Below are 21,794 nucleotides of genomic sequence, written 5' to 3'. Positions count from 1 at the left end.
GTTGGCTCAGAAAACCAGCAGTCACCTCGTGGAAGCAGTGGGTAGACGTCTAGCGAAATGCAGGTGTGAGTGGATATTTTCACAGCATGCTCACGCTGGCCGCGCTGATTGGCAACCCCGCGCTGGAACTGCGACTGCTGGTCCCCGGTCCGGCCGGTGCGCTCGACCGCGAGGCGTTGTGGGTGCACAACACCGAGCTGCCGGACCCGTCGCCGTACGTGCGCGCGGGCGAGATCGTGCTGACCAACGGGCTGTGGCAGGACGAGACGACCGCATCCGCGTTCGCGGCGAATGTCCGGCGCGCGGGTGCCGCCGGGATCGTCTTCGGTTTGCGCACCGAGACGCCGGCTACGCCCGAGGAGTTGATCGAGGCCTGCCGGCGGGAGGAGCTGCCGCTGGCCGAGATCTCGATCGAGGTTCCGTTCACCGCGGTGACGGAGGCCGCGTCGGTGATCCACACCGATCAGCGTCGCGATGCCCTGGTCGGCATGGTGCGGCGGGGCGACGCACTCGCCGCGGCGATCTCTCACGGTGCCGGCGCGTCCGGGGTACTGGCCGTACTGCGGCGTGAGCACGACTTGCCGCTGGCGGTCGTCGACCGGATGGCGAGGCCGCTGGCGGCCGCGGGGGTGGAGCTGACGCCCGAGCAGCGCCGGATCGTGGCCGAAGGCCTGGCCCGGCACCCACCACCGCTCGAAGTGGACCTCGGCGGTCAGGAAGGGCGGGCGACGGTGTTCCTGGTCGGGGCGGTGGGTGACACCGATGCCGCCCTGCTGTGTCTGCGGCCGGTGAGCGGGTTGAAGAAGGCGGAGCAGGACGCGCTGGACCAGGCGGCACGGTTCCTCAGCCTGGAGGTGGCCAAGCAGCAGGCGATCCAGGCGATCGAGTTGCGGTTCGCCAGCGAACTGCTCGACATGATCCTGTCCGGTGGGCACCGGGCAGCCGAGGTTCCCGACCGGCTCCGGGCGTTCGGGGTCGATCCGTCGGGTGAGCTGGTGGTGCTCACCATCGCCTTCGCCGACGGAGCGGAGTCGACCTTGCCGGGGCTGTCGGAGACAGTCGGCGAGTTCTTCCTGGCGCAGAGCCTCGCGGTCGTCGTCGCCGGTGGCAGTCAGGACGTGGTCGCCGTACTGCAGCGTCCGCGGCTGGATCTCAGCGAGTTGGCCGAAGCGCTGTGTTCGGTGGTGCGGAAGCGGTTCCCCGAGCGACGGCCGGTGGTGGGGCTCGGTGACACGGCCGCCTCGGCGGGGGAGTTGCGGCAGCCGTTGGTGCAGTCGCGCGAGGCCTGTCAGGTGCTGCGGCGCCGACGGGGTGCGCAGGCGGTGGCCTCGTTCCGGGAGCTGGGCACGCACCGGTTGCTGCTCGGTCTCCAGGATGCGGGGACCCTGCAGGGTTTCGCGGACGGCGTGGTCGGGCCGATCCGCGAGCACGACGGTTCGCGGGCCGGCGAGCTGGAGGTGACGCTGCGGGCCTTCCTGTCCAACGACGGGCACTTCGGCGCGACAGCAGCCGCGCTCTACGTGCACGTGAACACCTTGCGGAACCGGCTGGCGAAGATCACCGAGCTGACCGGCCGCGATGTCGCCCGCACCGAGGACCGGGTGGATCTCTACCTGGCCCTCGAAGCGGACGACATGTCCCGGTCGCGCTAGCGCAGGATCTCGATCGCCAGGTCGGTCGGCCGGGCGCCGTTGATGACGGTCAGGTCCTGTGGGCAGGCGGACACCACGACGACGCAGTCGAGCTCGGCGCGGAAGGTGATCGAGTCGCCCGGTGCTGTTGCTGCAGGCAACCAGTCCAGCGTGTCGTCGGCGGCGACCGGCACGCGCATGAAGACGTTCACCGGCTGCGGTACGACGTCGACGTCGAGCGCTGCCCGGAGGTTCCGCGCGCACGACGGATGATCCGGTACGCCGAGCGCGGCGTACCGGGCGTCGTCGCAGGCGGCGATCAGCAAGTCGTGCCGGCCCGGCGAACTGTCGTCGACCAGCGTCAGGATCGGCCGGCGTCGGTCCGTCACGAACGCCTCACCGATCGCCGGGAACAGCCGGCTGGTGGCCGCCCGGGTGTGCGACGCGCTCAGGTGCTCGTCGGTGATCCCCGACGGCGAAGCGACGTACGCGAAGAGGTCGCCGACCTGCTGCCCGGCAACGTCGACGACCCGAACCTGACTGCCCTGTGCAACCCGAACGGCTCGCCCGGTGCGCGCGGGCACGAGAGTACGGACAACTGTCTGCGTCATGGGATGACCCAACCAGGATGAGCTGGGGAACTCAGTGGAGGAATCTCTAGTGTCGGGAGCGATTGCTGTACCTCACTCCATCGATCGCTGAGGACCTGGGGTGCTGAAGTGGGCGGCATGGATCAGACAACGACTCGTGTTCACCCTGCCCTGGCGCCGACCCGACTCGGCCGTATCGACCTGTCCAACCGCTTCGCCGTGGCGCCGATGACCCGGGTGTCCGCGACCCCGGACGGCGTACCGACGGCCGAGATGGCTGACTACTACGCCAGGTTCGCCGAGGGCGGTTTCGGCCTGGTGATCACCGAAGGCACTTACCCGGACTCGTCGTACAGCCAGGGCTACCTGAACCAGCCGGGACTCAGTACCGCGGCGCAGGTGGAGGGCTGGCGGGAGGTGACCGGGCGGGTCCATGCGGCGGGCCGGCCGATCATCGCTCAACTGATGCACGCGGGTGCCATCTCGCAGGGCAACCCCCATCGCTCGGAACTGGTCGGGCCATCGGCCGTGCAGCCGGTCGGCGAGATGATGCCCGAGTACGGCGGACGCGGCCCTTGGCCCACGCCGCGAGAGCTTTCGGCCGGTGAGATCGACGACATCATCGCCGGCTTCGCGGCCGCGGCGGTGCGGGCCCAGGAGGCCGGTTTCGACGGCGTGGAGATCCACGCGGCGAACGGGTACCTGCTCGACCAGTTCCTCACCGTCTACACCAACGAGCGCACCGACACGTACGGCGGACCGGTGGCGAACCGGATCCGGCTGACCGCCGAGGTCGCGGAGGCCATCGTGGCGGCGACGCCGGCGGAGTTGGTCGTCGGCGTACGGCTGTCGCAGACCAAGGTGAACGACTTCGAGTACCGCTGGCCAGGAGGCGCGTACGACGCCGAGGTGATCTTCTCCGGATTGGCAGCGACCGGCATCGACTACCTGCATATCGCGAGCGAGGGCCGCGACTGGCTGGAGACAGCCCGGCTGCAGGGTGGGCACACGCTCACCGGACTCGCCAGGCGGATCAGCGGCCTGCCGGTGATCGCCAACGGCGGGATGCACGATCCCGCTCAGGCCGACCTCGTCCTGACCGACGGACATGCCGATCTACTGGCCGTCGCCCGCGGCGCACTGGCGAACCCGGACCTGCCGCGACGCCTGGCCGAGAACCTGGAACTGACCAGGTTCGACCGGACGATGCTGGAGCCGACGGTGACGCTGGCGAACGTGAGGCAGTGGCAGACTGGTCGGTTATGACGGTCACGACGTGGCACGGCGGGGCGGCAGCCGTTGTCACGCTGACCTTCGACGTCGATGCCGAGACGCCGATCCTCGCAGCCGGGCGGCGGTACGCCGACCACCTGATGACCATGTCGCACCAGGCCTACGGACCGGATGTCGGCGTACCCCGGATCCTCGAGCTGCTGGCGGATCTCGGCGTACCGGCGACCTTCTTCGTCCCGGGCTGGGTGGCCGAGCAGCGACCGGGGCTGGCGGCAACGATCGTCGAGCGAGGGCACGAGGTCGCGCACCACTCGTACAGTCATCGCGCGCCGACGTCGCTGACCGCGGCGGAGGAACGCGCGGACTTCGAGCGGGCGATCGAGGTCTTCGATGCCCAGGGCATCGAGATCAGCGGGCACCGGGCCGCGCTGTGGGAAGCCACCCGGGTCACCCTCGACCTGATCGCCTCGCACGGCTTGTCGTATGACTCGTCCTTGATGGGCGACGACCGGCCCTATGTCCTGGCCGTCGACGACCGCTCGGTCGTGGAGCTTCCGGTGCACTGGTCGCTGGACGACTGGGAGCAGTACGCGTACCTCCCGTCCCCCCAGATCGGGTCCGTCATCGAGTCCCCACGCAAGGTCCTCGAGCTGTGGCGGGCCGAACTGGACGCGATGCGGCACTACCGTTGCCTGTTCAACCTCTGCCTGCACCCGTTCCTGTCCGGCCGCCCGAGCCGGCTGCTCGCCGTGCGCGATCTGATCGAGTACGCCCAGTCGTGCGGTGACGTCCACTTCACCCGCTGCCGCGACCTGGCCGCCGCCGCGAGCTCCGACCGCGCCCTGCTGCCTCGAACACCGCCAACTGTCAGTGCGGATTCAACCATCTACCCCGACTGAGAAGTCGTCACAACTTTTGGTGACTTGGGTGCATCATGCCAAGTGTGGGGGATTGCGGTAGGGGGTGGTGGTTCTTGGTGACGGAGCTTCAGCGGTCACGCTCGGCCTGATTTTCAGGCCGAGATCTTCTTCGACGAGTGGTCCGCCCCCGCGGAAGTCCGCGTGCTCGCCGACGGCAAGTCGCACGGGGCAGGCCCGCGGCCATGCCCGAGCACGTGCGTCGGCACAGTCGACCTCTGGGTGGGGGCGAGGGGCTCCTGCCCAGGTCGCGACATTCGGCTCTGGTGAGCAATCGCGACCCGAGCCTTCGATGGCGTCGCCGCGGTCGGCGACGGTGGGGGGAAGGACCATTCATGCGATTCACGAGTGCGGCCGGTGCGGCCGTCGGGATCGCCGCTCTGGTGCTGGGCGCCGGAACGGCAACAGGAGATACTCGAACACCGGCGGCCACGCCGGGCATGCAGATCGTGCCCGCGCCGGAGGGGCCGGGCGAGGCACAGTTCGCGCCCGGCGGCAGCAACGTCGTACCCCCGACTGCGCCGCCGGCCACCGACATCGGGACGAACAAGGTCCAGACGCTGGCGGCACCCTTCTATGCGTGTCCGGGCTACAGCGGGATCGAGCGGACGAACCCGTTGACGAACCTGTACGGCGATGTGTTCGCCTGGGGGCCCTATGCGCCGTACAAGGTCGGCAACGGCGGCGGAAACATCAACTGGCTGGCGAATCCGTACAAGAACGCGAGTTGGTACATGTGGTTCCACTCGCTGCGCTGGCTCGGCCAGGGCATCGTCGCGGCGAGCCAGGGCAATCTGACCGCGCTGACGCGGGTCAACACGATCGCGTACGACTGGTATCGCGACAACCCGTACTCGTGGAAGGGCAACGTCGGTGCCTGGGAGTCGACCATGCACCGGACGAACGTGATGATCTGCCTGCGGCAGGCCATCTTGTCCGGACTGAAGGTGACTACGTTGCCGGCCCGCTACACGTGGGTCGACGCGGCACTCCTCAGCCACGCGAGGTTCCTGACGTACAACTGGAGCGGGGCGTGGAACCACGGCACCGACGAGAGCATCGCGCTGTTCGGCGTCGGCTGCACCTTGGGCCGGACCGACTACAAGAACCTCGCCCAGCAGCGGTTTGCCCAAGGCATCACCACCTCCATCGACTCGCAGGGCTCGACGAACGAGCAATCGACCGGGTACGCGGCGTTCAACTACTCGCTCTGGGGCCGTGCCGTGGCCGTGATGCAGAACTGCGGCGTCGACCCCGGTACGACGATCGCGAGCCGGCGGGCGTTGCTGGCCAAGTGGCTGGCGCTGGCGACGACCTCGCTCGGCAAGACCCACCAACTCGGTGACACCGAGCTCCAGGCGACGTACCCGTGGGTGGGAACGCCGATGGAGTACGCCGGCTCCAAGGGGACGAAGGGGACGGTGCCGCCGTGGCGTGTCGGGATCTACTCGGCCGGCTACGTCTTCGGCCGCACTGGCTGGGGTACCGATCCCACCAGGGGGTTCGCGGGCGAGTCGACGTACAGCATCAGGTTCGGTCCCGCGCGGGCGTTCCACGGGCACAGCGATCACACCAGCATCACCTACACCGCCCGTGGCCGGGACATCATCATCGACGGCGGGTACGCGGCGTACTCGGCTGGTGTGTGGCGCAGTTGGGTCATGAGCCCGGCCGCGCACAGTGTGATGACGACGCCGTTGTCGAAAGACCTGAACCCGGTGACACGGTTGACCGCGTCGTCGGTGAAGGCGAACGCAGAGGCGTATCAGTTCACCGATGCCCCGGGGACGGGGATCAGCCGCGTCCGCTCGGTCCTGGTGCTGAAGGACCCGGATCTGATGGTCACCTGGGATCGCGCGTCGGCGACGACCGCGCAGGCGTTCCAGACACTGTGGCATTTGCCGCCGGATCAGCGGGCGACCGTGTACTCGCGGACGACGGCGGTGGCGATGGCGCCGGGTGACTCGACCAAGACGATCATGTTCCAGGTGCCGTTCAAGCAGGCGTTGCCCGCCGGCGCGACGCTGATCAAGCAGGCCCAGACGAACCCGATCCAGGGCTGGTACTACCCGAGCAGCTATGTCCGTAAGTCCGCGCCGACGCTGATGCTGGCGCGATCGGGCAAGTCGGCGTCGATCCTGTCCTTCGTCGTCCCGGTGCGCGCCGCCGGCTCGGTCACCTACACCACGCGCTGGTCCGGTACGACGTTCATCGTCAACCTCAACGTCGGGGGCAAGCTCGCCTCGATCGCCATCTCCGGTGGCGGCTCGCTCTATCGTGCCGGCTAGCGACACACTGAAGTTGCGAAATGCAACTATCAGTCTTCCCGGTGGGAACAGCCGGAGGCGGCACACCACGTGCGCCGCCTCCGGCGCCTGAATCGGCGGTTCGACGCTGAGCCGGGCGTGTGCGAGTGTCGTGAGGTGGCCATCGAATTCGACGATCGGCCGTCGGAATCGCCGTACATCGAGCGGGTCTGGCGAAGCCGCAGCGACGCCATCGACCGGATGACGTCGATCGCGACCGCGCACTGGACGCTGGTCGCCTGGCGCGCCGGGCGTACGTGGCGGGTGGCGGTCCAGGGGCCGGAGTCCGGCGCCACGACCGCTCGGGTGCCGACGGAGGAAGTTCGTCTTCACGACCGACCCGGAACTGACGCTCGAGTGGCACAACGCCGAACCGGTGGTCGTGTCGACCGATGACGAGATCCGGTCGTTCGTCGAGGATCTCAAGACCCAACCCGGCGAGGACATCCACCTGTCCGGCGGCGCGAAGCTCGCCCAGACCCTGGTCCGCCTCGGCCTCGTCGACGAGTACCGCTTCTTCGTCTACCCGACCTACTCACCCGGCGCCACCTGGTACGACGAGCTCAAGACCCAGCAACCCCTGGACCTCATCAGCTCAACCGCCTTCGAAACCGGCGCAGTAGCCCTCTACTACAAACCCACCACCAGCTAGTGCCGCATCCAGAAAACGTTGGGGTTGTCATCGGTCCGGTCAGATTGGTGCAGTTCGACAGGAGGTGCCCGGCGATCGAGCCGCATACCGGGTGGGCTCAGGCTTGGAATGGCTGGCAGCAGGCGCATACGTCCTGTCGAACTGCACGAGGCGGACCCGTCAGAGGTGACGACCAAACCACACCGCCGCACTGAACGGCATCGTGGTCGACCCACCACAGTGGGTGCTCCAGGCCGGTCGGTGGGAGGTCGGTGACGAGCCCAACGTTCGTTGACGCCGCACTAGCTCCCGCGCCGGGCACAGCAGGGACTCGCGGAGCTTCGGACTGTCCAATAAGTGTTTGACGGTTGGTGCGGTCTTCGGGCAGTGTGCTCCCCAAGAGGTGTTGGGGAGTGAGGGTGCGATGACCGGGGACGACATCAAGGATCTGCGGGCGGTGGCTCACCCGGTCCGGCTTCGCATCCTCTCGCTGCTGACCGGTTCGGCGATGAGTGCCGCCGAGGTGGCCCGGGAGCTCGACCTGACCCATGCGAACGCGTCGTACCACCTACGGCTCCTGCTCGATTCGGGAACAATCGTGGAGGCGGGCGAGGAGCGGATCCGCGGCGGCGTCGCGAAGCGCTACCGCTACCCCCACGAGGCCCGCGGACAGCGTCGCCCTCGCGCTACTACGGAGAGCAAGGTCGCCGAGGTACGTGCGCTCGCCCGCGAGCTCGAGCGGCGCATGCGGCAGCGCAGGGCCCGCACTCCCAGCCATCTGAGCGACCTCGACGGCTGGGTGCCGCCTGAGGTCTGGGAGCGCGTGCGCGAACTGCTGATGGAGGCGTCCGCGCTGATGCACGACCACAACCAGCCACCCCGGACGCCGGGCACAGTGCACGTCAGCGCCACGTCCTGGACGTTCCAGATGACCAGGAAGGCACGGCGATGAGCGACGCCTCCGCGCTCGCCCCGCTCCGCGAGCCGAACTTCCGCTACTACTGGTTGTCCCGGCTGATCGACCGGGCCGGCACCACGATGGCCGGCGTCGCACTCGCCTTCGCGGTGCTGGAGGTCAGCGGTTCGGCGACCGCGCTCGGCACGGTCCTGGCCGCCTACAGCATCCCGATGGTCGTGTTCCTGCTGGCCGGCGGCGTGCTGGCCGACCGGTTCGGCCGGACCCTGGTGATCCAGGCGACCAATGTCGTATCCGGTCTCAGCCAGCTGGCGATGGCCGCGCTGGTGCTCAGCGGTGCCGCCGAGATTTGGCAGCTGGCAGCGCTCGCCGCGCTCAACGGCACAGCCACCGCCGCGGGTATGCCGGCCCTGGCAGGTGTGCTCCCTCAGCTGGTACCACGCGACCAACTCAAGGCGGCGAACCTCGTGCTCGCCGTGCCCGAGAACGCCCTAATGGTGCTCGGTCCGGCCGTGAGCGGTGTGCTCGTGGTCGTCGTCGGACCGGGCTGGGCCCTGGCCGTGGACGGAGCGACGTACCTGCTGGCGACGCTGGCCCTCACGCGTGTGCGCATCCCGCGCCCGGCCGAGGGACAACAGAGCAAGGGCGCCATCGCCGACCTGCGCGAGGGGTGGACCTACTTCCGCTCCACCACGTGGCTCTGGGTGGTCGTTGCCGCGTTCTCCCTACTCAATGCCATCACCAGCGGCGCGTTCAACACCCTCGGTCCAGTGCTCGCCACCCAGACCGACATCGGCGAGGCCGGATGGGGACTGATCCGCTCGGCCCAGGCGGTCGGCTTCCTGGTGTGCTCGCTGATGCTGATTCGCATCTCGTTCCGAAGGCCGCTCCTGTGGGGGATGCTCGCCATGGTCCTCAACGGCCTCCCGATGCTGGTCCTCGGCCTCGAGCCCGTGCTCGTGGCGGCGATGGTGGCGGCCTTCCTGGCCGGCATCGGCAGCCAGGTCTTCGGTCTGGGCTGGGACCTCGCCATGCAGGAGCACGTGCCGGACGAGATGCTTTCGCGCGCCTACTCCTACGACATGCTTGGCTCGTTCATCGCGATCCCCGTCGGCCAGCTGCTGTTCGGTCCGCTCGGATTGGCGTTCGGCATCCAGCAGGTGATGGTGGTGGCCGGCGTGGCCTACGTCGCCATCTCGCTGCTGACACTGGTGTCGCGGTCGGTGCGCGACCTCCCGCGAGCGACAACGGTCGTGACTACCACGCCACCACCCTCCTGATGCGGGCCCGGGTGATCAGCGGCGGACGACGCTGAGGGTCTCGCGTGCGATCTGCCATTCCTCGTTGGTGGGGATGACGAGGACGGCGACCTCGCTGTCGTCGGGGGAGATGCGGCGGGCCTGAGTGGACTGTGCGGTGTTGCGGTCGTCGTCGATGATGATACCGAGGCGTTGCAGTCCGTTGAGGGAGGCCGCGCGTACTTCGGCCGAGTGCTCGCCGACGCCGGCGGTGAAGACGACGGCGTCCAGGGTCTCCAGGACGGCGTAGTACGCGCCGACGTACTTCCGGATGCGATGGCAGTAGACGTCGAAGGCCAGACCGGCCCGTGCGTCCCCGCTGGCGCGCAGCCGCAAGACCTCGCGGAAGTCGTTCTCGCCGGTCAGTCCCTTCAGGCCGGACGCGGAGTTGAGCGCGCGGTCGATGTCGTCCATGGACATGTCCAGCTCCCGCATCAGGTACGCCGGGATCGCCGGGTCCACGTCACCTGAACGGGTCCCCATCACCAGGCCCTCGAGTGGAGTCAGGCCCATGGACGTCTCCACCGAGCGCCCGGCCCGGACGGCGGATGCCGAGCAGCCGTTGCCCAGATGCAAGACGATGACGTTCACCTCGGCCGGGTCTCGTCCGAGCAGCCGGGCTGCCTCCTGGGACACGAACGAGTGCGAGGTGCCGTGGAAGCCGTACCGGCGGATCCCGTGCTCCTCCGACCATGCCGACGGTACGGCGTACGTGTAGGCGTGGGGTGGGAGGCTCTGGTGGAACGCGGTGTCGAAGACGGCGACCTGCGGCAGGTCGGGAAAGAGTCTGCGGGCGACGCGGATCCCTTCCAGGTTGGCCGGGTTGTGCAGCGGGGCGAGCGGCACCAGGTCGGTCACCTCGGCGATGAGGTCGTCGTCGACCGGTGCGGGGGCGCTGAACCGGGATCCGCCGTGGACGACACGATGACCGACTGCGGCGATCGCGGTGTCGGCGAGCGACGGCCCGTGCGACTCGAAGGCCTCGATCGCTCCGCGCAGGGCGTCCTCGTGCGTCGGGATCTTCCGCGTCGTCTCCGTTTCGCCGCCAGTGCCGCGGTGGACCTGACGTCCCTGGCTCTCACCGATCCGTTCGGCCAGCCCGGAGGCGGCCACTTCGCCGGTCAGCGCGTCGACCAGGCTGTACTTCAGCGATGATGAGCCGGCGTTGATCACCAGGACGTGGTCGCTCATCGGCCGCTGCCTTCGCTGACGCTGGTAGGTGCCTGGGCCTGGACAGCGGTGATCGCGACGGTGTTGATGATGTCGCGTACCGTCGCCCCGCGGGACAGGTCGTTGACCGGCTTCCGTAGTCCCTGCAGGACCGGCCCGACCGCGACGGCGTTCGCTGAGCGCTGGACGGCCTTGTAGGTGTTGTTGCCGGTGTTCAGATCGGGGAAGACGAAGACGGTCGCTCGTCCGGCCACGGTGGAGCCGGGCAGTTTGGTCCTGGCCACGGCCTCGTCGATGGCGGCGTCGTACTGGATCGGTCCCTCGACCGGCAGTTCAGGCGCTCGCTCGCGGATGATGGCCGTTGCCTTCGACACCTTCTCGACATCGGTCCCCGAGCCGGAGGTGCCGGTCGAGTACGACAGCATCGCGACGCGTGGCTCGACGCCGAAGGCGACCGCAGTCGCGGCCGACGAGATGGCGATGTCGGCGAGCTGTTCGGCGGTCGGATCGGGATTGACGGCGCAGTCGCCGTACACCAGGACCTGGTTCTGCAGGCACATGAAGAACACCGACGAGACGACCGACACCCCGGGCAGGGTCTTGACGACCTCGAGCGCCGGCCGAATGGTGTGGGCGGTCGTGTGGACCGCGCCGGACACCATGCCGTCGGCCAGTCCGAGCTGGACCATCATCGTGCCGAAGTACGAGACGTCCCGGACCAGCTCCCGGGCTCGGTCCAGATCCACGCCGCGGTGCTGCCGGAGTCGGTGCAGTTCCGCCGCCAGCTCGTCACCGAGTTCGTCGTTCTCGGGGTCGACGACCCTGGCCGCGGCCAGGTCGACACCGAGTGAAGCCGCTTTCGCGCTGATCGCCACCGGATTCCCGAGCAGGGTCAGGTCGGCCACGCCCCGGCGGAGAAGTACGTCGGCGGCGCGCAAGATGCGCTCCTCGTCGCCTTCCGGCAGAACGATGTGCTTGCGGTGGGCAACTGCTTCGTCGATCAGCTGGTGCTCGAACATCAACGGTGTCACCGCGCTGCTGCGCGAGACGGCCAGCTGGTCGAGCAGGGCCCCGCTGTCCACGTGCCGGTCGAACAGGGCCAGTGCTGCGTCGATCTTGCGCGGCGACTCCTTGGTGAGCCGGCCGCGGACCGCGGTCAGCGCGGTCGAGGCAGATTGGGTGTCGAGCGTGGTCTCGAGGATGGGCAGGGTGACCCCGAGGCCGTCGATCAGTCGCTGAATCTGGGGCGGCAGGGTGAAACCGCCGTTGAGGATCACCGTCGAGATCTGCGGGAAGTTCAGCGAGGCGTGGGCCATGACCACGCCGAGAACCACCTCCGGCCGGTCGGCGGCGGTCACCACCGCCGCGCCGTCGAACAACCGGTCGAGCACGTTCGGCATGGTCATCCCCGCGACCACGAGGCCGGTGACCTCCCGGGACAGCAGCGCCGGGTCTCCACTGAGGAGGCCTGCGTCGACCGGAGCCATCAGATCGGCGACCGTGGGCTGACTCAGCAGCGGCTCTTCCGGGAGAGCAAACGCCGGGGCGCCGGCGCCGGCCAACGCCGCCACGGCGTCGGGGAGCCGGTCGGGGGCGACGCGGTTGGCGACGAGTGCCGCGAGTGAACCGTGATTGGCGTGCAGTTCCCCGACCGCGATGTCGGCGATCGCCCGGAGGTCCCGCGAGCTGCGCCGGAACCCGTTGAGTACGAGGAGAACCGGCGTACCGAGGTTGGCGGCGATCTTCGCGTTGTAGGAGAACTCGGTCGGCGTGCCGACATCGGTGTAGTCGCTTCCGACGACGAGTACGGCGTCGGCCCGGTCGGCCAGGTCGCGATAGCGCTGCACGATCAGGTCCATCGCCGATTCGGGGTCAGCGTGTACTTCGTCGTACGTGACGCCGACGCACTCGTCGTACTCCACGTCGACCGCGTCGTGGGCTATCAGCAGATCGAGCACGTAGTCGCGCCCGCCGTGCATGGCCGCGTCCGGACGCACGATGGGCCGGAACACAGACACCCGCTCGACCCGCCGCGACAGCTGCTGCAGCACCCCGAGAGCGACCGTGGACTTTCCGGTGGATCCCTCCACCGAGGCGACGTAGACGCTGCTCCCCATGCCTGCACCCTAAGTCACCCAAGCGCCCGGTCTGGTCCGACCTACCAGGTCCCGCGGTGGTCGGGGACCAACAGGGTGAGCGGGATCATCAGCAGCAGGATGGCGGCGAAGACGAGGAAGCTGTAGGCCTGGGCGGTACCGCTGTTGGCGGAGTGGGTCAGGATCGTCGTCGTGATCGAGACGGCCACGATCCCACCGGACTGACGGAACATCCCGCGCAGTCCGGCGATCGCCGAGATCTGGTCCGGGGCGAGTTGCAGGCTGGCGTTGTTCGAGGCGGGGATGGACAGGCCCATCCCGATGCCGGTGATCCCCGCGGCCAGCGCCAGCCAGGCGTACGGCGTGAGTCCGTGCGGAGCCAGCGACATCAGCGCCATGCCGCCCGCGACCAGCACGAAGCCGCCGATCATCGGGGCTCGAAGGCCGGTTCGGCGGAGGGCGAACACCGCCAGACCGGCGACGCAGATCATCCCGACGGCCCGTGCGGTGAGCAATGTCCCGGCCTGGAGAGGCTGGATGCCGTACCTCGATTCGGCGTACAGCGGGACGAGTGCGCCGAAGCCCAGCATGGCCGCGCCGAAGAGGAAGTTGATCGTGTTCATCGCCCCGAAGCCGTGGCCGCGCAGCAGGCTGAGCGGGATGAACGGCGCCGCGTGCCGGTTCGCGTGCCGGACGAACAGGAAGCCGAGCACCAGGGCGATCACCATGGACGCGATGAACAACGGATCGGTCGGCTCCGCGCCGCTACCGCCGAGCGAGCTGATCCCGTACATGCTGAAGAGCATGGTCAGCGCCAGCAGGACGGCGCCGGTTCCATCCACCCGGGCGGCGGCCTTGGGCGCACTGCTCGGGATGAAACGCAGGCCCAGCGCGATCAACAGCAGACCGATCGGCACGTTCACCACGAAGATCTCGCGCCAGGACCAGTAGGTGACGATGATGCCGCCGATGATCGGGCCGATGATGCCGCCGATCGGGAAGATCGAGGTGAACATGCCGATCGCCCGGTCCCGGTCGCGACCGAACTGTTCGGCGACGATGCCGGTGGCGGTCGGCATGAACGCGCCACCGCCGATCGCCTGGAGGGCGCGGAACACCACCAGCAGGTAGATGTTGTCGGCCAGGCTGCAGCACAGTGAGGCGACGGTGAAGAGCACCGCGGCGCCGAGGAAGACCCTCTTGCGCCCGAACTGGTCGCCGAGCCGGCCGGCCAGCGGCATGACGATGATCTGGCCGAGCGCGTAGATGGTGATCGTCCAGCCGCTCCAGGTCAGCTCGGCGTTCAGGTCGCCGCGGATGGCGTTGAGCGCCGTCGCCACTATGGTCTGATCGATCGAGGCCATCAGCAGGGCGATCGAGACGATGCCGAAAACGATCCGTCGGTGGGCCAGTGGCTCGTCCGCGGCCGGCTCGGCGATCACTGGGGGTGTACTCGACGGTTCCATCGATGAATACACTACATTGCTTGCTGGCAGGCAATAAAGGGGTGACATGACTGACACCGAGACGTTGAGCAAGCTCCGCGGGGTGATCTCCAAGCTGGCGCGGGAGCTCAACGCCACGGCTACCGACGAAGGCCTGACGCCGACCCAGGCCTCCGTGCTCGGCCTGATCACGTTCCGTGGTCCGCTCGGCCTGACCGAGCTGGCGCAGCTCGAGGGGCTCAACCCCACCATGCTCTCCCGGGTGGTCGGCAGGCTCACGGAGCTCGGGCTGATCCAGCGCGACCCGAACCCCGACGACCTACGTGCGGTCCGAGTCGAAGCGACCGACGCGGGCCGGCAGTTGCACGAACGCGTCAAGCTGCTCCGCACGGAGGCGATCGGCACCTGCCTCGACCAACTCCCGGAGAAGTCCGCCCAGACGATCATCAACGCCCTCCCAGCGCTGGAAGAACTAGCCCAAACCCTCCGCGCAAGCCGCTGACCCGCGGCCGGAGTGAGCAGCACCCCAGGTCATGGACCGCATCGTCGACTTCCTGCGCACCCATCTGCTGCGCGGGTGAAGTTCGACGATGCGGCCCGAACGCCGGTTGTGGTCGGTCAGTCGACCGCGTGGACGGCGTTCATGATGGCGGACAGTGTGGCTCTGGGCCGGGATCGCCGCGACCGCTGAGTCAGGCGAGGGACTCGACGGCGGTGTTGATGAGGTCGGCGACCGCTTGAGGCTGGGACACGTAGACCGAGTGGCTGCCGGGGACCTCACGGACCGATGCGCCGGTCCGCTGGGCCATCTCGCGCTGGGCCGGCGGCGGGATCATGCGGTCGTCGGCGGCGACCAGGTACCAGCTCGGCTTGTTGCGCCAGCCGGGGTCGGTGACCGTGCCGCCGAGCGCGCCGACTCCCCATGGGACCTGCGAGTCGGCCATGAACGCCGCCTCGTCGCTGGGCAGGTCGCCGGCGAAGGAGTCGTGGAACTTGTCCCGGTCAAGGAACAGGTAGCCGTCCCTGGGCGGCAGGATCGGTGGAACCGGCGCGCCCGGCGGCGGGTCGGCGATGAGGGTGTTGACGGACTCGCCCTTGTCGGGGGCGAACGCGGCGATGTAGACGAGTCCGGCGACGCGCGGGTCGCTGCCGGTCTCGGTGATGACGACCCCGCCGTACGAGTGCCCGACGAGGATCGTGGGGCCGTCAATCTCGTCGAGGACCTGCTTGGTCGCGGCCACGTCGCCCTCGAGCGACACTGTCGGGTTCTGTACGACGGCGACCCGATGGCCCTGCGCGCGCAGCCGGTCGTAGACGCCTCGCCAGCCGGATCCGTCGACGAACCCGCCGTGGACGAGCAGGACGGCCGGTCGAGTGGTTGCGTTCATGGTTGCCTCCTTGGGTTGGGGGAGATGACGGCGACGCTAGGGACAGGAGCGCTCTCATCGCAGCAGGGAAAACCCTCGATCGAGCGCGAGCCGACCCTCGATCGGACCGGCGCGGTGCCGGATGATGACCTGATGGACGAGGTATCCGCGACCGCTTACGGTCTGTTCGGCCGTGACGACGCTGTGCGGGTCGTGAGCGATGTCCTGGATCGAGGCGGCAGCGCGGTGGCGATCGGCGAGCCGGGTGTCGGCAAGAGCACTCTGCTCAAGGTCGCCAATCAGTTGGCGCAGCGCCGGGGACGAAGGGTGCTGTCGGTCAGTCCGACCCAGTTCGACCGAGGGCTGCCCTTCGCAGGTTTGGCCGAACTGGTGAATCAGTGTCCGGACGGCTCCCTCAACCGCCTTCCGGAGCCGCAGCAGCGCGCGTTGGCGGTCGCTCTGCAGCGCGCCGATTCCGATGGGCGTGAGCTCGACGCCTTGGCCGTGCCGCTCGCCGTACGTGGTCTGCTGACCCAGTTCTGCGAGATCCAACCGATCACGCTTGTCGTCGACGACCTGCAGTGGCTCGACCCGGCCAGCGAAGGCAGCCTCGGCTTCGCACTGCGCAACCTCGACCCTCGCCGCTTGAGTGTGCTGGTCGGAACGAGACCTGAACCGAACGCAGGTAGCGATTTGCTCCGTGCGTTGGCCGAGCCGCGCCATGAGCTCAGGCTTCGGCCCTTGGCGGACTGGGCGATCGGTCAGCTCCTTCGCGAGCGTCTCGGCCACCGGTGGACCCCGCCGATGGCGGCCGGAGTCGCCCGGGCCAGCGGCGGGAACCCGTTCCTGGCCCTGATGATCGCGCAGGCGATGCAATCCGACCTCTCGAGGTGGCGCTGGAGCGCCCAGCAGGGCCACGACCCCATCTTCCCGGTCCCTCCGAGCCTGGCAGGACTCCTCGGCGAGAAGGTCTCGGTGCTCCTCTCGCACAGCTCTCGCGACGTCCTGTTGCTGGTCTCCGCGGCGGGCCGGCTCACCGTGGCGCAGCTGCAACGGATCGTCGACGAGGCTGGACTTCGATCAGCTCTCGAAGCTGCCGACGACGCTGATATCGCGCGGGTCGGAGCCGGATCGGTGGTCGACTTCACCCACCCCCTGCTCGCCTCGGCCATCTACGACGCCGCGGCACCGGCCGAACGTCGTCGTGCGCACCGCGTCCTCGCGGAGAAACTCGAGGATCCGGTCGAGCGCGCTCGCCACCGGTCGAAGTCGATCGTCGTGCCGGACGAAATGGTCGCCGGCGAATTGGAGCGCGCTGCCGATATCTCCCGCCGCCGTGGAGCTCAGCAACTGGCCGGCGAGCTGTTCGAGAGAGCCGCAGTGGCCAGCCCGACCGATGTGGACACCGCCGACAGCTTCCGCCGCTGGATCCGGGCCGTGGACACGTACATCGGCGCCGGAGACACCCTGTCGGCAGGGTCGGCCCTGGACAAGGGGTCGGAGCTGGCCTCCGCACCGGAGCAGCGAGCCCAGGTGCTGGCGCGGCGGGCGCGGCTGGCAGACGACCTCAGTGGGTCCCGGACGCTCGCCGAGCAGGCATTCCGGATCGCTCCGCCCGGCACGGTCCGGGCGGAGATTCTGCAAACGCTCAGTGAGCAGCACCGGATGGAAGGCAACGGCAGGCTTGCCCTGCGTTTGGCCCAGATGGCGAGCACCGAGGCCCGGGCTGCCGGGCGTCCGGACATCCAGCTCATAGCGTTGCACCAGCGACAGTCGATCGAGTGGATCTGGGGGCTGGGCCGGCCCGAGCAGACGCTGCGCGACATGGAGCGGCTGGTCGAGAGTTCGTCACTCGAGCTGACTCCCGCGGAATGGGTCGGCGCTCGGACCTTCTATGCGGCATGGAACGATGACACGGCTGAACCAGCTGTCCGCGATGCCATCGTGCGCGCCGTCGAAGCGGGGCGCTACGGGGATCTGTCCAGCCTCTACATCTGGTTGATCCTCGCCCTCATCCGCGGCTCGAGGATTCGTGAGGCTCAGGCTGCGCTCGACGACGCGGACCGTTCGGGTGCCTGGGTGAGCGCCTTCGGCCTCCAGGAGAACATGGCCCGGATCCTGATCAAGGTATACGCCGGCGACCTGGACGGGGCTCGCGCAGTGGCCGAGCGAGCGGTAGCCCGGTCGAGAACCAAGGGGTTGATGTATTGGCTCGCCGGCTTCCTGGCCCAGGTCGGCTTCATCGAGATCTCCGCCCGCAACTGGCACTCGGCACTCGAGCCGCTGCGCGAACTCGCCGAGATCTTCGCCAGCACGAAGATGGTCGACCTGGAGCAACTGTTGTGGCCCGTCGACCTCGCCGATGCCGCCCTCCAGGTCGGCGCGCTGGAAGACGTCGAGACGGCGATCTCCCTGCTCCGGCGCCAAGGCGCGGCCGGCAGGCCAGAAGCCGCAGTCGCGGCCGACCGCTGCCAGGCGCTGCTGACAGCAGCGCGCGGGGACACGGACAGTGCTTTGGCCCTGCTTCGCCGACTCGTGGATCAACCGGGAACGGAGTGTCCGTTCGAGGCGGCCCGGACCCGGCTCGCGCTAGGACAGGTCTATCGCCGCGCCGGCTACAAAGGTTTGGCTAACCAGATCCTCGGCGTGACCGCCGAAGCCTTCGACGGGTTGGGCGTTCCACGCTGGGCAGAGCGAGCCCGGGACGAAGCAGGCCGGGTCGGGCTGCACCCGACCACTTCGATGCTCACGGCAACGGAACGCCGAGTGGCCGAGCTGGTCGCATCGGGCCGCTCGAATCAGGAGGCCGCGGCAGAACTCTTCATGTCCGTCAAGACCGTCGAAGCCAACCTGACCCGGATCTACCGCAAACTCTCGGTCCGCTCGAGAACAGAGCTCGCCAACCACCTGAACAAACTCGACCCCACGACGGAGTGAGTTTTGCCTGTCCGGGTCATTGCTCGTGGGATGCCCGAGTGCCTCGTTGGCGGCGGCCACCGAACCGGTCTGGGTGGGCTGGTCGGTAGATTGGGTGCATGATTGCGCGTATGTGGCGGGGATGGGTGCCTACCGAGAAGGCGGCCGAGTACGTCGACATCGTCGAGCGCACCGGGATGTCCGGCTATCGCCGTACTGCGGGTAATCAGGGCGCTCAACTGCTCACCCGGGATCTCGGCGACGGACGAACCGAGATCATCACGCTGAGCTGGTGGCCGGACCTCGATCACATCCGCGCCTTCGCCGGCGACGACATCGACCGCGCCAAGTACTACCCGGAAGACGACGACTACCTCCTCGACAGGGAGGAAACGGTCGCCCACTTCGAGGTCGCACCCCCGGCACCTTGACCAGCACTCGTCGGCGCGACGGCTGACTGCCTACCAGCGGACGAGTTTCCACACCTCCGGACGGGGTTCGTCGTCGTCGATGTTCGTGCCGAGCGGGTCGCCTACCTCGGCGAAGATCGCTACCGCTGATTTCAGGTGCCGCATCGTCTCGTCGGGGTGACCCAGCGCGTGGTGCAGGTCGGCGAGGTTGTTGTGCAACGCGGCCTCGCGGTGGCGGTCACCTTCCTCGGTGCACAGTGCGAGCGCGGTGTTGGCGAGGTCGAGCGCGGGTTCCAGTTCTCCATGCGCGCGATGGGCCAGGGCCAGGTTGTTCAGGGCCGCGACGCGGCCGGGCAGGTCGCCGATCTGCTCGGCGAGGTCACGGCCGGTCCTGAGATGCTGGAAGGCGTCGTCGATGCGGCCGTCGGCGGTCGCGAGCATGCCGAGCATGTTGTGTGCCTGGCCAAGGGCTCGTCGGTCGCCTGACTCGGTGGCGAACGCGAGTGCCTGGCGGGCGAGTTCCGTCGCACCTGCCGTGTCGCCGGCGTCGTGGCGGGTGAGGCTCAGGTCGGCAGTCACGCGCGCATGCTCGGCGGGTTCGTCAGGCGGCAGGGTTTCCAACGCGGCGCGGAAGTGTGCCTCCGCGAGTGCCCACTCCCCGCGCCGGTGACGCAGGCGCCCAAGCCGGTGTTCGATCCCGGGCAGGTTGGCAGTGGTTGCGTCAGCGGCCGCCAACTCGTAGCTGCGCACTGCGGCGGCGTAATCCCCGGCGAGCGTTTCAAGGTCTCCGATCGAGGCGTACAGCGTGGACGGACTGTCGTGCCCGAGCGCTAGCGCCGCGTGGAGGTGTTCGAGGGCCTCAACGTTGGCGTAGACCTTGCGGGCTTGGTCGGCGGCGGCTGCGTAGGCCTGGGCGGCCTCCTGGTCCTGGCCGGCGAGTTGGAGGTGGTGGGCAACGACTGCTGCCGGGCCGCGTACGGCGTTTGCCGCCCGGGCGTGCAGCAGTCGGCGCCGGGCCAGGCTGGTGTCGTCGGACAGGAGCCTTCGCAGTTGGTCGTGGATGAAGTCGTAGTCGAGGGCTCCTTCGCGGATCAGCCCGCGGCGTACCAGTTCCTCCAGTGAGGCGACGGTCTCTTCGTCAGTACGCCCGCTGACCGCACGGACCGTGTCGACGTCGAACGATCGCCCGAGGACTGCCGCGGCGGCCAGCACTTGCCTGCCAGTGTCGCTGACCCGGTCGAGGCGTTGGCGCAGGAGGTCGTTGACGCCGGTCGGCACCGGCCAGTTGTCATCGGCACCGGTTGTGAGGGCGTTGAGATATTCGACGACCAGCAACGGCACGCCCTCTGTCTCGTCGTACAACCTGCGCGACAGTTCGGGGTCGATCGAGGGTCGCGCGGCGGCGAGCAGTTCACCTATCGCATCCACGTCGAGCCGCCCGAGCCGGCGTACGACGCCACCGCCTCGCGCTACCTCCGCGACCACACTGCCGAACGGGTGGTCGGCGGGGGTTCGCCAGGTGAGCGTGATCAGCAGCGGCCGACCCGCGAGCCGGCGCAGGCCGTACCTGAGCAGGACCAAGGACGCCTCGTCCAGCCACTGCGCGTTGTCGAGGTGGATCACGCCGGGGACCGGCCCGGACACAGCCGCCGCGAGGGTGTCCCACACGGCGGCCAGGAACCTGGCTTCGGCGCCCGGACCTTCGGCCTGGGGCTCGGGGCGGGCGTCGGCAATTTCTGGCAGGAGCCGGGACACCTCGGCGATCGTCTGGGCCGGTACGTCGTCGACCCAGCGGGCGTCCTCGCGCAGCCGGGCCCTCAGAGCGTCGACCAGTGGCGCGTACGCCAACGCCGCCTCGTCCTCGTACGCCCGGCCGGCCAGTACGGCGGCGCCGTTCTTGCACAGGTCGAGGAGAAGCTCCTCGACCAGGCGGGTCTTGCCGATGCCGGCCTCGCCCTCGACCACGACCAACCGGCCGTCATGATCGATCGCGTCGTAGACCGCGCGGACGGCACGGATGTCGTCGTTCCGTCCGACGAAGGGTGTCTGCGTTGGCTCGATCTCCTGCTCCGCAGTCTCCGCAGTCTCCGCAGTCTTTGCGGCAGGCAACGACCCAGCCGCGACCAGAGTGCCGGTGTTGACGGCCTCGTAGAGCTCGGTGGTCTCGGGGAGCGGTGAGACCCCTAGCTCGCGTGAGAGGGTGCGGACGCACTGTCGGTACTGGACCAGCGCTGCGGCCCGATCTCCGGTGAGCGCGTACAGCCGGATGAGCGCGCGATGTGCCGGCTCGTGCAGGGGGTCGAGCGACAGCCAGCGCCGTACGTGGACAAGCGCGGCTGAATAGTCGCCGGTCTCTTCCAAGCCGGCAGCCAGTCGTGCAAGGGCGCCTGTCAGCTCGCGGCGCAGAGTTTCGCCCTGATTACGGGCCCAATCCTCGAAGTCCGGGGCGTCCCGCAGGCCGAAGCCCTCCAGGAACTCGCCGCGGAAGAGCCCGACCGCTGTCTCGAGGTCCCCCTCGGTCACGAGGGCCCGGAAGTAGTCGACATCGACGGTCAGGTCCTGGCTCTTGATCAGGCGTAGGTGATCACGGGTGGTCTCCAGGGACTCGGGCCCGATCGCGGCGCGCAGCGTCGACAGCGTCCGCCGTAGCGCACCGCGGGCGTGCTCGATGTCGTTGTCCGGCCACAGCAGATCAGCCAGGGCGTCACGCGGGCGCGGCCGGTCGGCCAGGGCCAGATGGGCGAGCAGCGCCACCGCCTTACGGGTGTCGAACCCGACCAGCGTTCCCGCCCGCTCGACCCGAGGCGGACCCAACAGGCTGACCTCGATCACCACACCCCCACCCCGTGCGCCGGCGGCGCGGCGGAC

17 protein-coding genes are annotated in these 21,794 nt (G+C 68.7%); 11 read left to right on the top strand and 6 right to left on the bottom strand.

Translation table 11 applies throughout. The annotated features are described in order from the left end of the window. Nucleotides 1-86 precede the first annotated feature (86 nt). The gene (locus EV652_RS38385) at nt 87-1,652 is read left to right on the top strand and encodes a PucR family transcriptional regulator (protein WP_132214853.1); all 1,566 of its coding nucleotides are present in this window, start codon (nt 87-89) and stop codon (nt 1,650-1,652) included. On the opposite strand, the gene EV652_RS38380 is transcribed toward EV652_RS38385, so the two are convergent. After that, nucleotides 1,649-2,242, bottom strand: a complete 594-nt coding sequence (locus EV652_RS38380; protein ID WP_132214851.1) for a DUF1989 domain-containing protein — start codon at nt 2,240-2,242, stop codon at nt 1,649-1,651. The genes EV652_RS38385 and EV652_RS38380 overlap by 4 nt on opposite strands. Before the next feature lie 117 nt (nt 2,243-2,359). Between EV652_RS38380 and EV652_RS38375 the strand changes: the two genes are divergently transcribed. The 7 genes from EV652_RS38375 (at nt 2,360) to EV652_RS38345 (ending at nt 9,504) form a co-directional block, all read left to right on the top strand. Beyond that, nucleotides 2,360-3,487 (top strand): oxidoreductase, encoded by a 1,128-nt coding sequence (locus EV652_RS38375; protein ID WP_132214849.1) that lies wholly within the window; start codon nt 2,360-2,362, stop codon nt 3,485-3,487. Further along, nucleotides 3,484-4,353, top strand: coding sequence for a polysaccharide deacetylase family protein (locus EV652_RS38370; protein WP_132214847.1), 870 nt, complete (start codon nt 3,484-3,486; stop codon nt 4,351-4,353). Before EV652_RS38375 ends, EV652_RS38370 begins: the two co-directional genes overlap by 4 nt. 353 nt (nt 4,354-4,706) lie before the next feature. After that, nucleotides 4,707-6,659 carry a heparinase II/III domain-containing protein gene (locus tag EV652_RS38365; RefSeq protein ID WP_132214845.1) on the top strand — a complete coding sequence of 651 codons (1,953 nt, stop codon included), beginning with the start codon at nt 4,707-4,709 and terminating at the stop codon, nt 6,657-6,659. A gap of 135 nt (nt 6,660-6,794) precedes the next feature. After that, nucleotides 6,795-7,073, top strand: coding sequence for a hypothetical protein (locus EV652_RS38360; protein WP_132214843.1), 279 nt, complete (start codon nt 6,795-6,797; stop codon nt 7,071-7,073). After that, a complete protein-coding gene (locus EV652_RS38355) occupies nt 7,054-7,329 on the top strand; it encodes a dihydrofolate reductase family protein (protein WP_242002260.1) in 276 nt (91 codons plus the stop codon). Before EV652_RS38360 ends, EV652_RS38355 begins: the two co-directional genes overlap by 20 nt. Before the next feature lie 403 nt (nt 7,330-7,732). Continuing rightward, nucleotides 7,733-8,260 carry an ArsR/SmtB family transcription factor gene (locus tag EV652_RS38350; protein WP_132214839.1) on the top strand — a complete coding sequence of 176 codons (528 nt, stop codon included), beginning with the start codon at nt 7,733-7,735 and terminating at the stop codon, nt 8,258-8,260. Further along, on the top strand, nt 8,257-9,504 hold the full coding sequence (locus EV652_RS38345; RefSeq protein WP_132214837.1) for an MFS transporter: 1,248 nt from the start codon (nt 8,257-8,259) through the stop codon (nt 9,502-9,504). The genes EV652_RS38350 and EV652_RS38345 overlap by 4 nt, the downstream gene beginning before the upstream one ends. A gap of 15 nt (nt 9,505-9,519) precedes the next feature. On the opposite strand, the gene EV652_RS38340 is transcribed toward EV652_RS38345, so the two are convergent. The 3 genes from EV652_RS38340 to EV652_RS38330 are packed head-to-tail and all read right to left on the bottom strand — an operon-like array spanning nt 9,520 to nt 14,254. Continuing rightward, nucleotides 9,520-10,713, bottom strand: a complete 1,194-nt coding sequence (locus tag EV652_RS38340) for an acetate/propionate family kinase (RefSeq protein WP_132214835.1) — start codon at nt 10,711-10,713, stop codon at nt 9,520-9,522. Continuing rightward, complete coding sequence (pta, locus tag EV652_RS38335) at nt 10,710-12,809, bottom strand: phosphate acetyltransferase (protein WP_132214833.1); 2,100 nt, start codon at nt 12,807-12,809, stop codon at nt 10,710-10,712. Before pta ends, EV652_RS38340 begins: the two co-directional genes overlap by 4 nt. Nucleotides 12,810-12,850: 41 nt before the next feature. Then, nucleotides 12,851-14,254 (bottom strand): MFS transporter, encoded by a 1,404-nt coding sequence (locus EV652_RS38330; RefSeq protein ID WP_132214831.1) that lies wholly within the window; start codon nt 14,252-14,254, stop codon nt 12,851-12,853. A 46-nt stretch (nt 14,255-14,300) separates the two neighbouring features. Between EV652_RS38330 and EV652_RS38325 the strand changes: the two genes are divergently transcribed. Continuing rightward, nucleotides 14,301-14,735 carry a MarR family winged helix-turn-helix transcriptional regulator gene (locus EV652_RS38325; RefSeq protein WP_132214829.1) on the top strand — a complete coding sequence of 145 codons (435 nt, stop codon included), beginning with the start codon at nt 14,301-14,303 and terminating at the stop codon, nt 14,733-14,735. A gap of 190 nt (nt 14,736-14,925) precedes the next feature. On the opposite strand, the gene EV652_RS38320 is transcribed toward EV652_RS38325, so the two are convergent. Further along, a complete protein-coding gene (locus tag EV652_RS38320) occupies nt 14,926-15,621 on the bottom strand; it encodes an alpha/beta fold hydrolase (protein WP_132214827.1) in 696 nt (231 codons plus the stop codon). Between the two features lie 24 nt (nt 15,622-15,645). On the opposite strand from EV652_RS38320, the gene EV652_RS38315 reads away from it, so the two are divergent. Next, on the top strand, nt 15,646-18,537 hold the full coding sequence (locus EV652_RS38315; protein ID WP_158441470.1) for an ATP-binding protein: 2,892 nt from the start codon (nt 15,646-15,648) through the stop codon (nt 18,535-18,537). Nucleotides 18,538-18,635: 98 nt separating this feature from the next. Then, nucleotides 18,636-18,947, top strand: a complete 312-nt coding sequence (locus EV652_RS38310) for an antibiotic biosynthesis monooxygenase family protein (protein ID WP_132214823.1) — start codon at nt 18,636-18,638, stop codon at nt 18,945-18,947. 30 nt (nt 18,948-18,977) lie between these two features. On the opposite strand, the gene EV652_RS38305 is transcribed toward EV652_RS38310, so the two are convergent. Next, the gene (locus EV652_RS38305) at nt 18,978-21,761 is read right to left on the bottom strand and encodes an ATP-binding protein (protein ID WP_132214821.1); all 2,784 of its coding nucleotides are present in this window, start codon (nt 21,759-21,761) and stop codon (nt 18,978-18,980) included. Nucleotides 21,762-21,794 lie beyond the last annotated feature (33 nt).

The organism is Kribbella steppae, from assembly GCF_004342025.1.
Taxonomy (GTDB): Bacteria; Actinomycetota; Actinomycetes; order Propionibacteriales; family Kribbellaceae; genus Kribbella; species Kribbella steppae.
This window is presented reverse-complemented; position numbering and strand designations above follow the sequence as displayed.

Coding starts and splice junctions, on each gene's coding strand:
- EV652_RS38385 (WP_132214853.1), top strand. CDS start 87: ATGCTCACGCTGGCCGCGCTGATTGGCAACCCCGCGCTGGAACTGCGA.
- EV652_RS38380 (WP_132214851.1), bottom strand. CDS start 2,242: ATGACGCAGACAGTTGTCCGTACTCTCGTGCCCGCGCGCACCGGGCGA.
- EV652_RS38375 (WP_132214849.1), top strand. CDS start 2,360: ATGGATCAGACAACGACTCGTGTTCACCCTGCCCTGGCGCCGACCCGA.
- EV652_RS38370 (WP_132214847.1), top strand. CDS start 3,484: ATGACGGTCACGACGTGGCACGGCGGGGCGGCAGCCGTTGTCACGCTG.
- EV652_RS38365 (WP_132214845.1), top strand. CDS start 4,707: ATGCGATTCACGAGTGCGGCCGGTGCGGCCGTCGGGATCGCCGCTCTG.
- EV652_RS38350 (WP_132214839.1), top strand. CDS start 7,733: ATGACCGGGGACGACATCAAGGATCTGCGGGCGGTGGCTCACCCGGTC.
- EV652_RS38345 (WP_132214837.1), top strand. CDS start 8,257: ATGAGCGACGCCTCCGCGCTCGCCCCGCTCCGCGAGCCGAACTTCCGC.
- EV652_RS38340 (WP_132214835.1), bottom strand. CDS start 10,713: ATGAGCGACCACGTCCTGGTGATCAACGCCGGCTCATCATCGCTGAAG.
- pta (WP_132214833.1), bottom strand. CDS start 12,809: ATGGGGAGCAGCGTCTACGTCGCCTCGGTGGAGGGATCCACCGGAAAG.
- EV652_RS38330 (WP_132214831.1), bottom strand. CDS start 14,254: ATGGAACCGTCGAGTACACCCCCAGTGATCGCCGAGCCGGCCGCGGAC.
- EV652_RS38325 (WP_132214829.1), top strand. CDS start 14,301: ATGACTGACACCGAGACGTTGAGCAAGCTCCGCGGGGTGATCTCCAAG.
- EV652_RS38320 (WP_132214827.1), bottom strand. CDS start 15,621: ATGAACGCAACCACTCGACCGGCCGTCCTGCTCGTCCACGGCGGGTTC.
- EV652_RS38315 (WP_158441470.1), top strand. CDS start 15,646: ATGACGGCGACGCTAGGGACAGGAGCGCTCTCATCGCAGCAGGGAAAA.
- EV652_RS38310 (WP_132214823.1), top strand. CDS start 18,636: ATGATTGCGCGTATGTGGCGGGGATGGGTGCCTACCGAGAAGGCGGCC.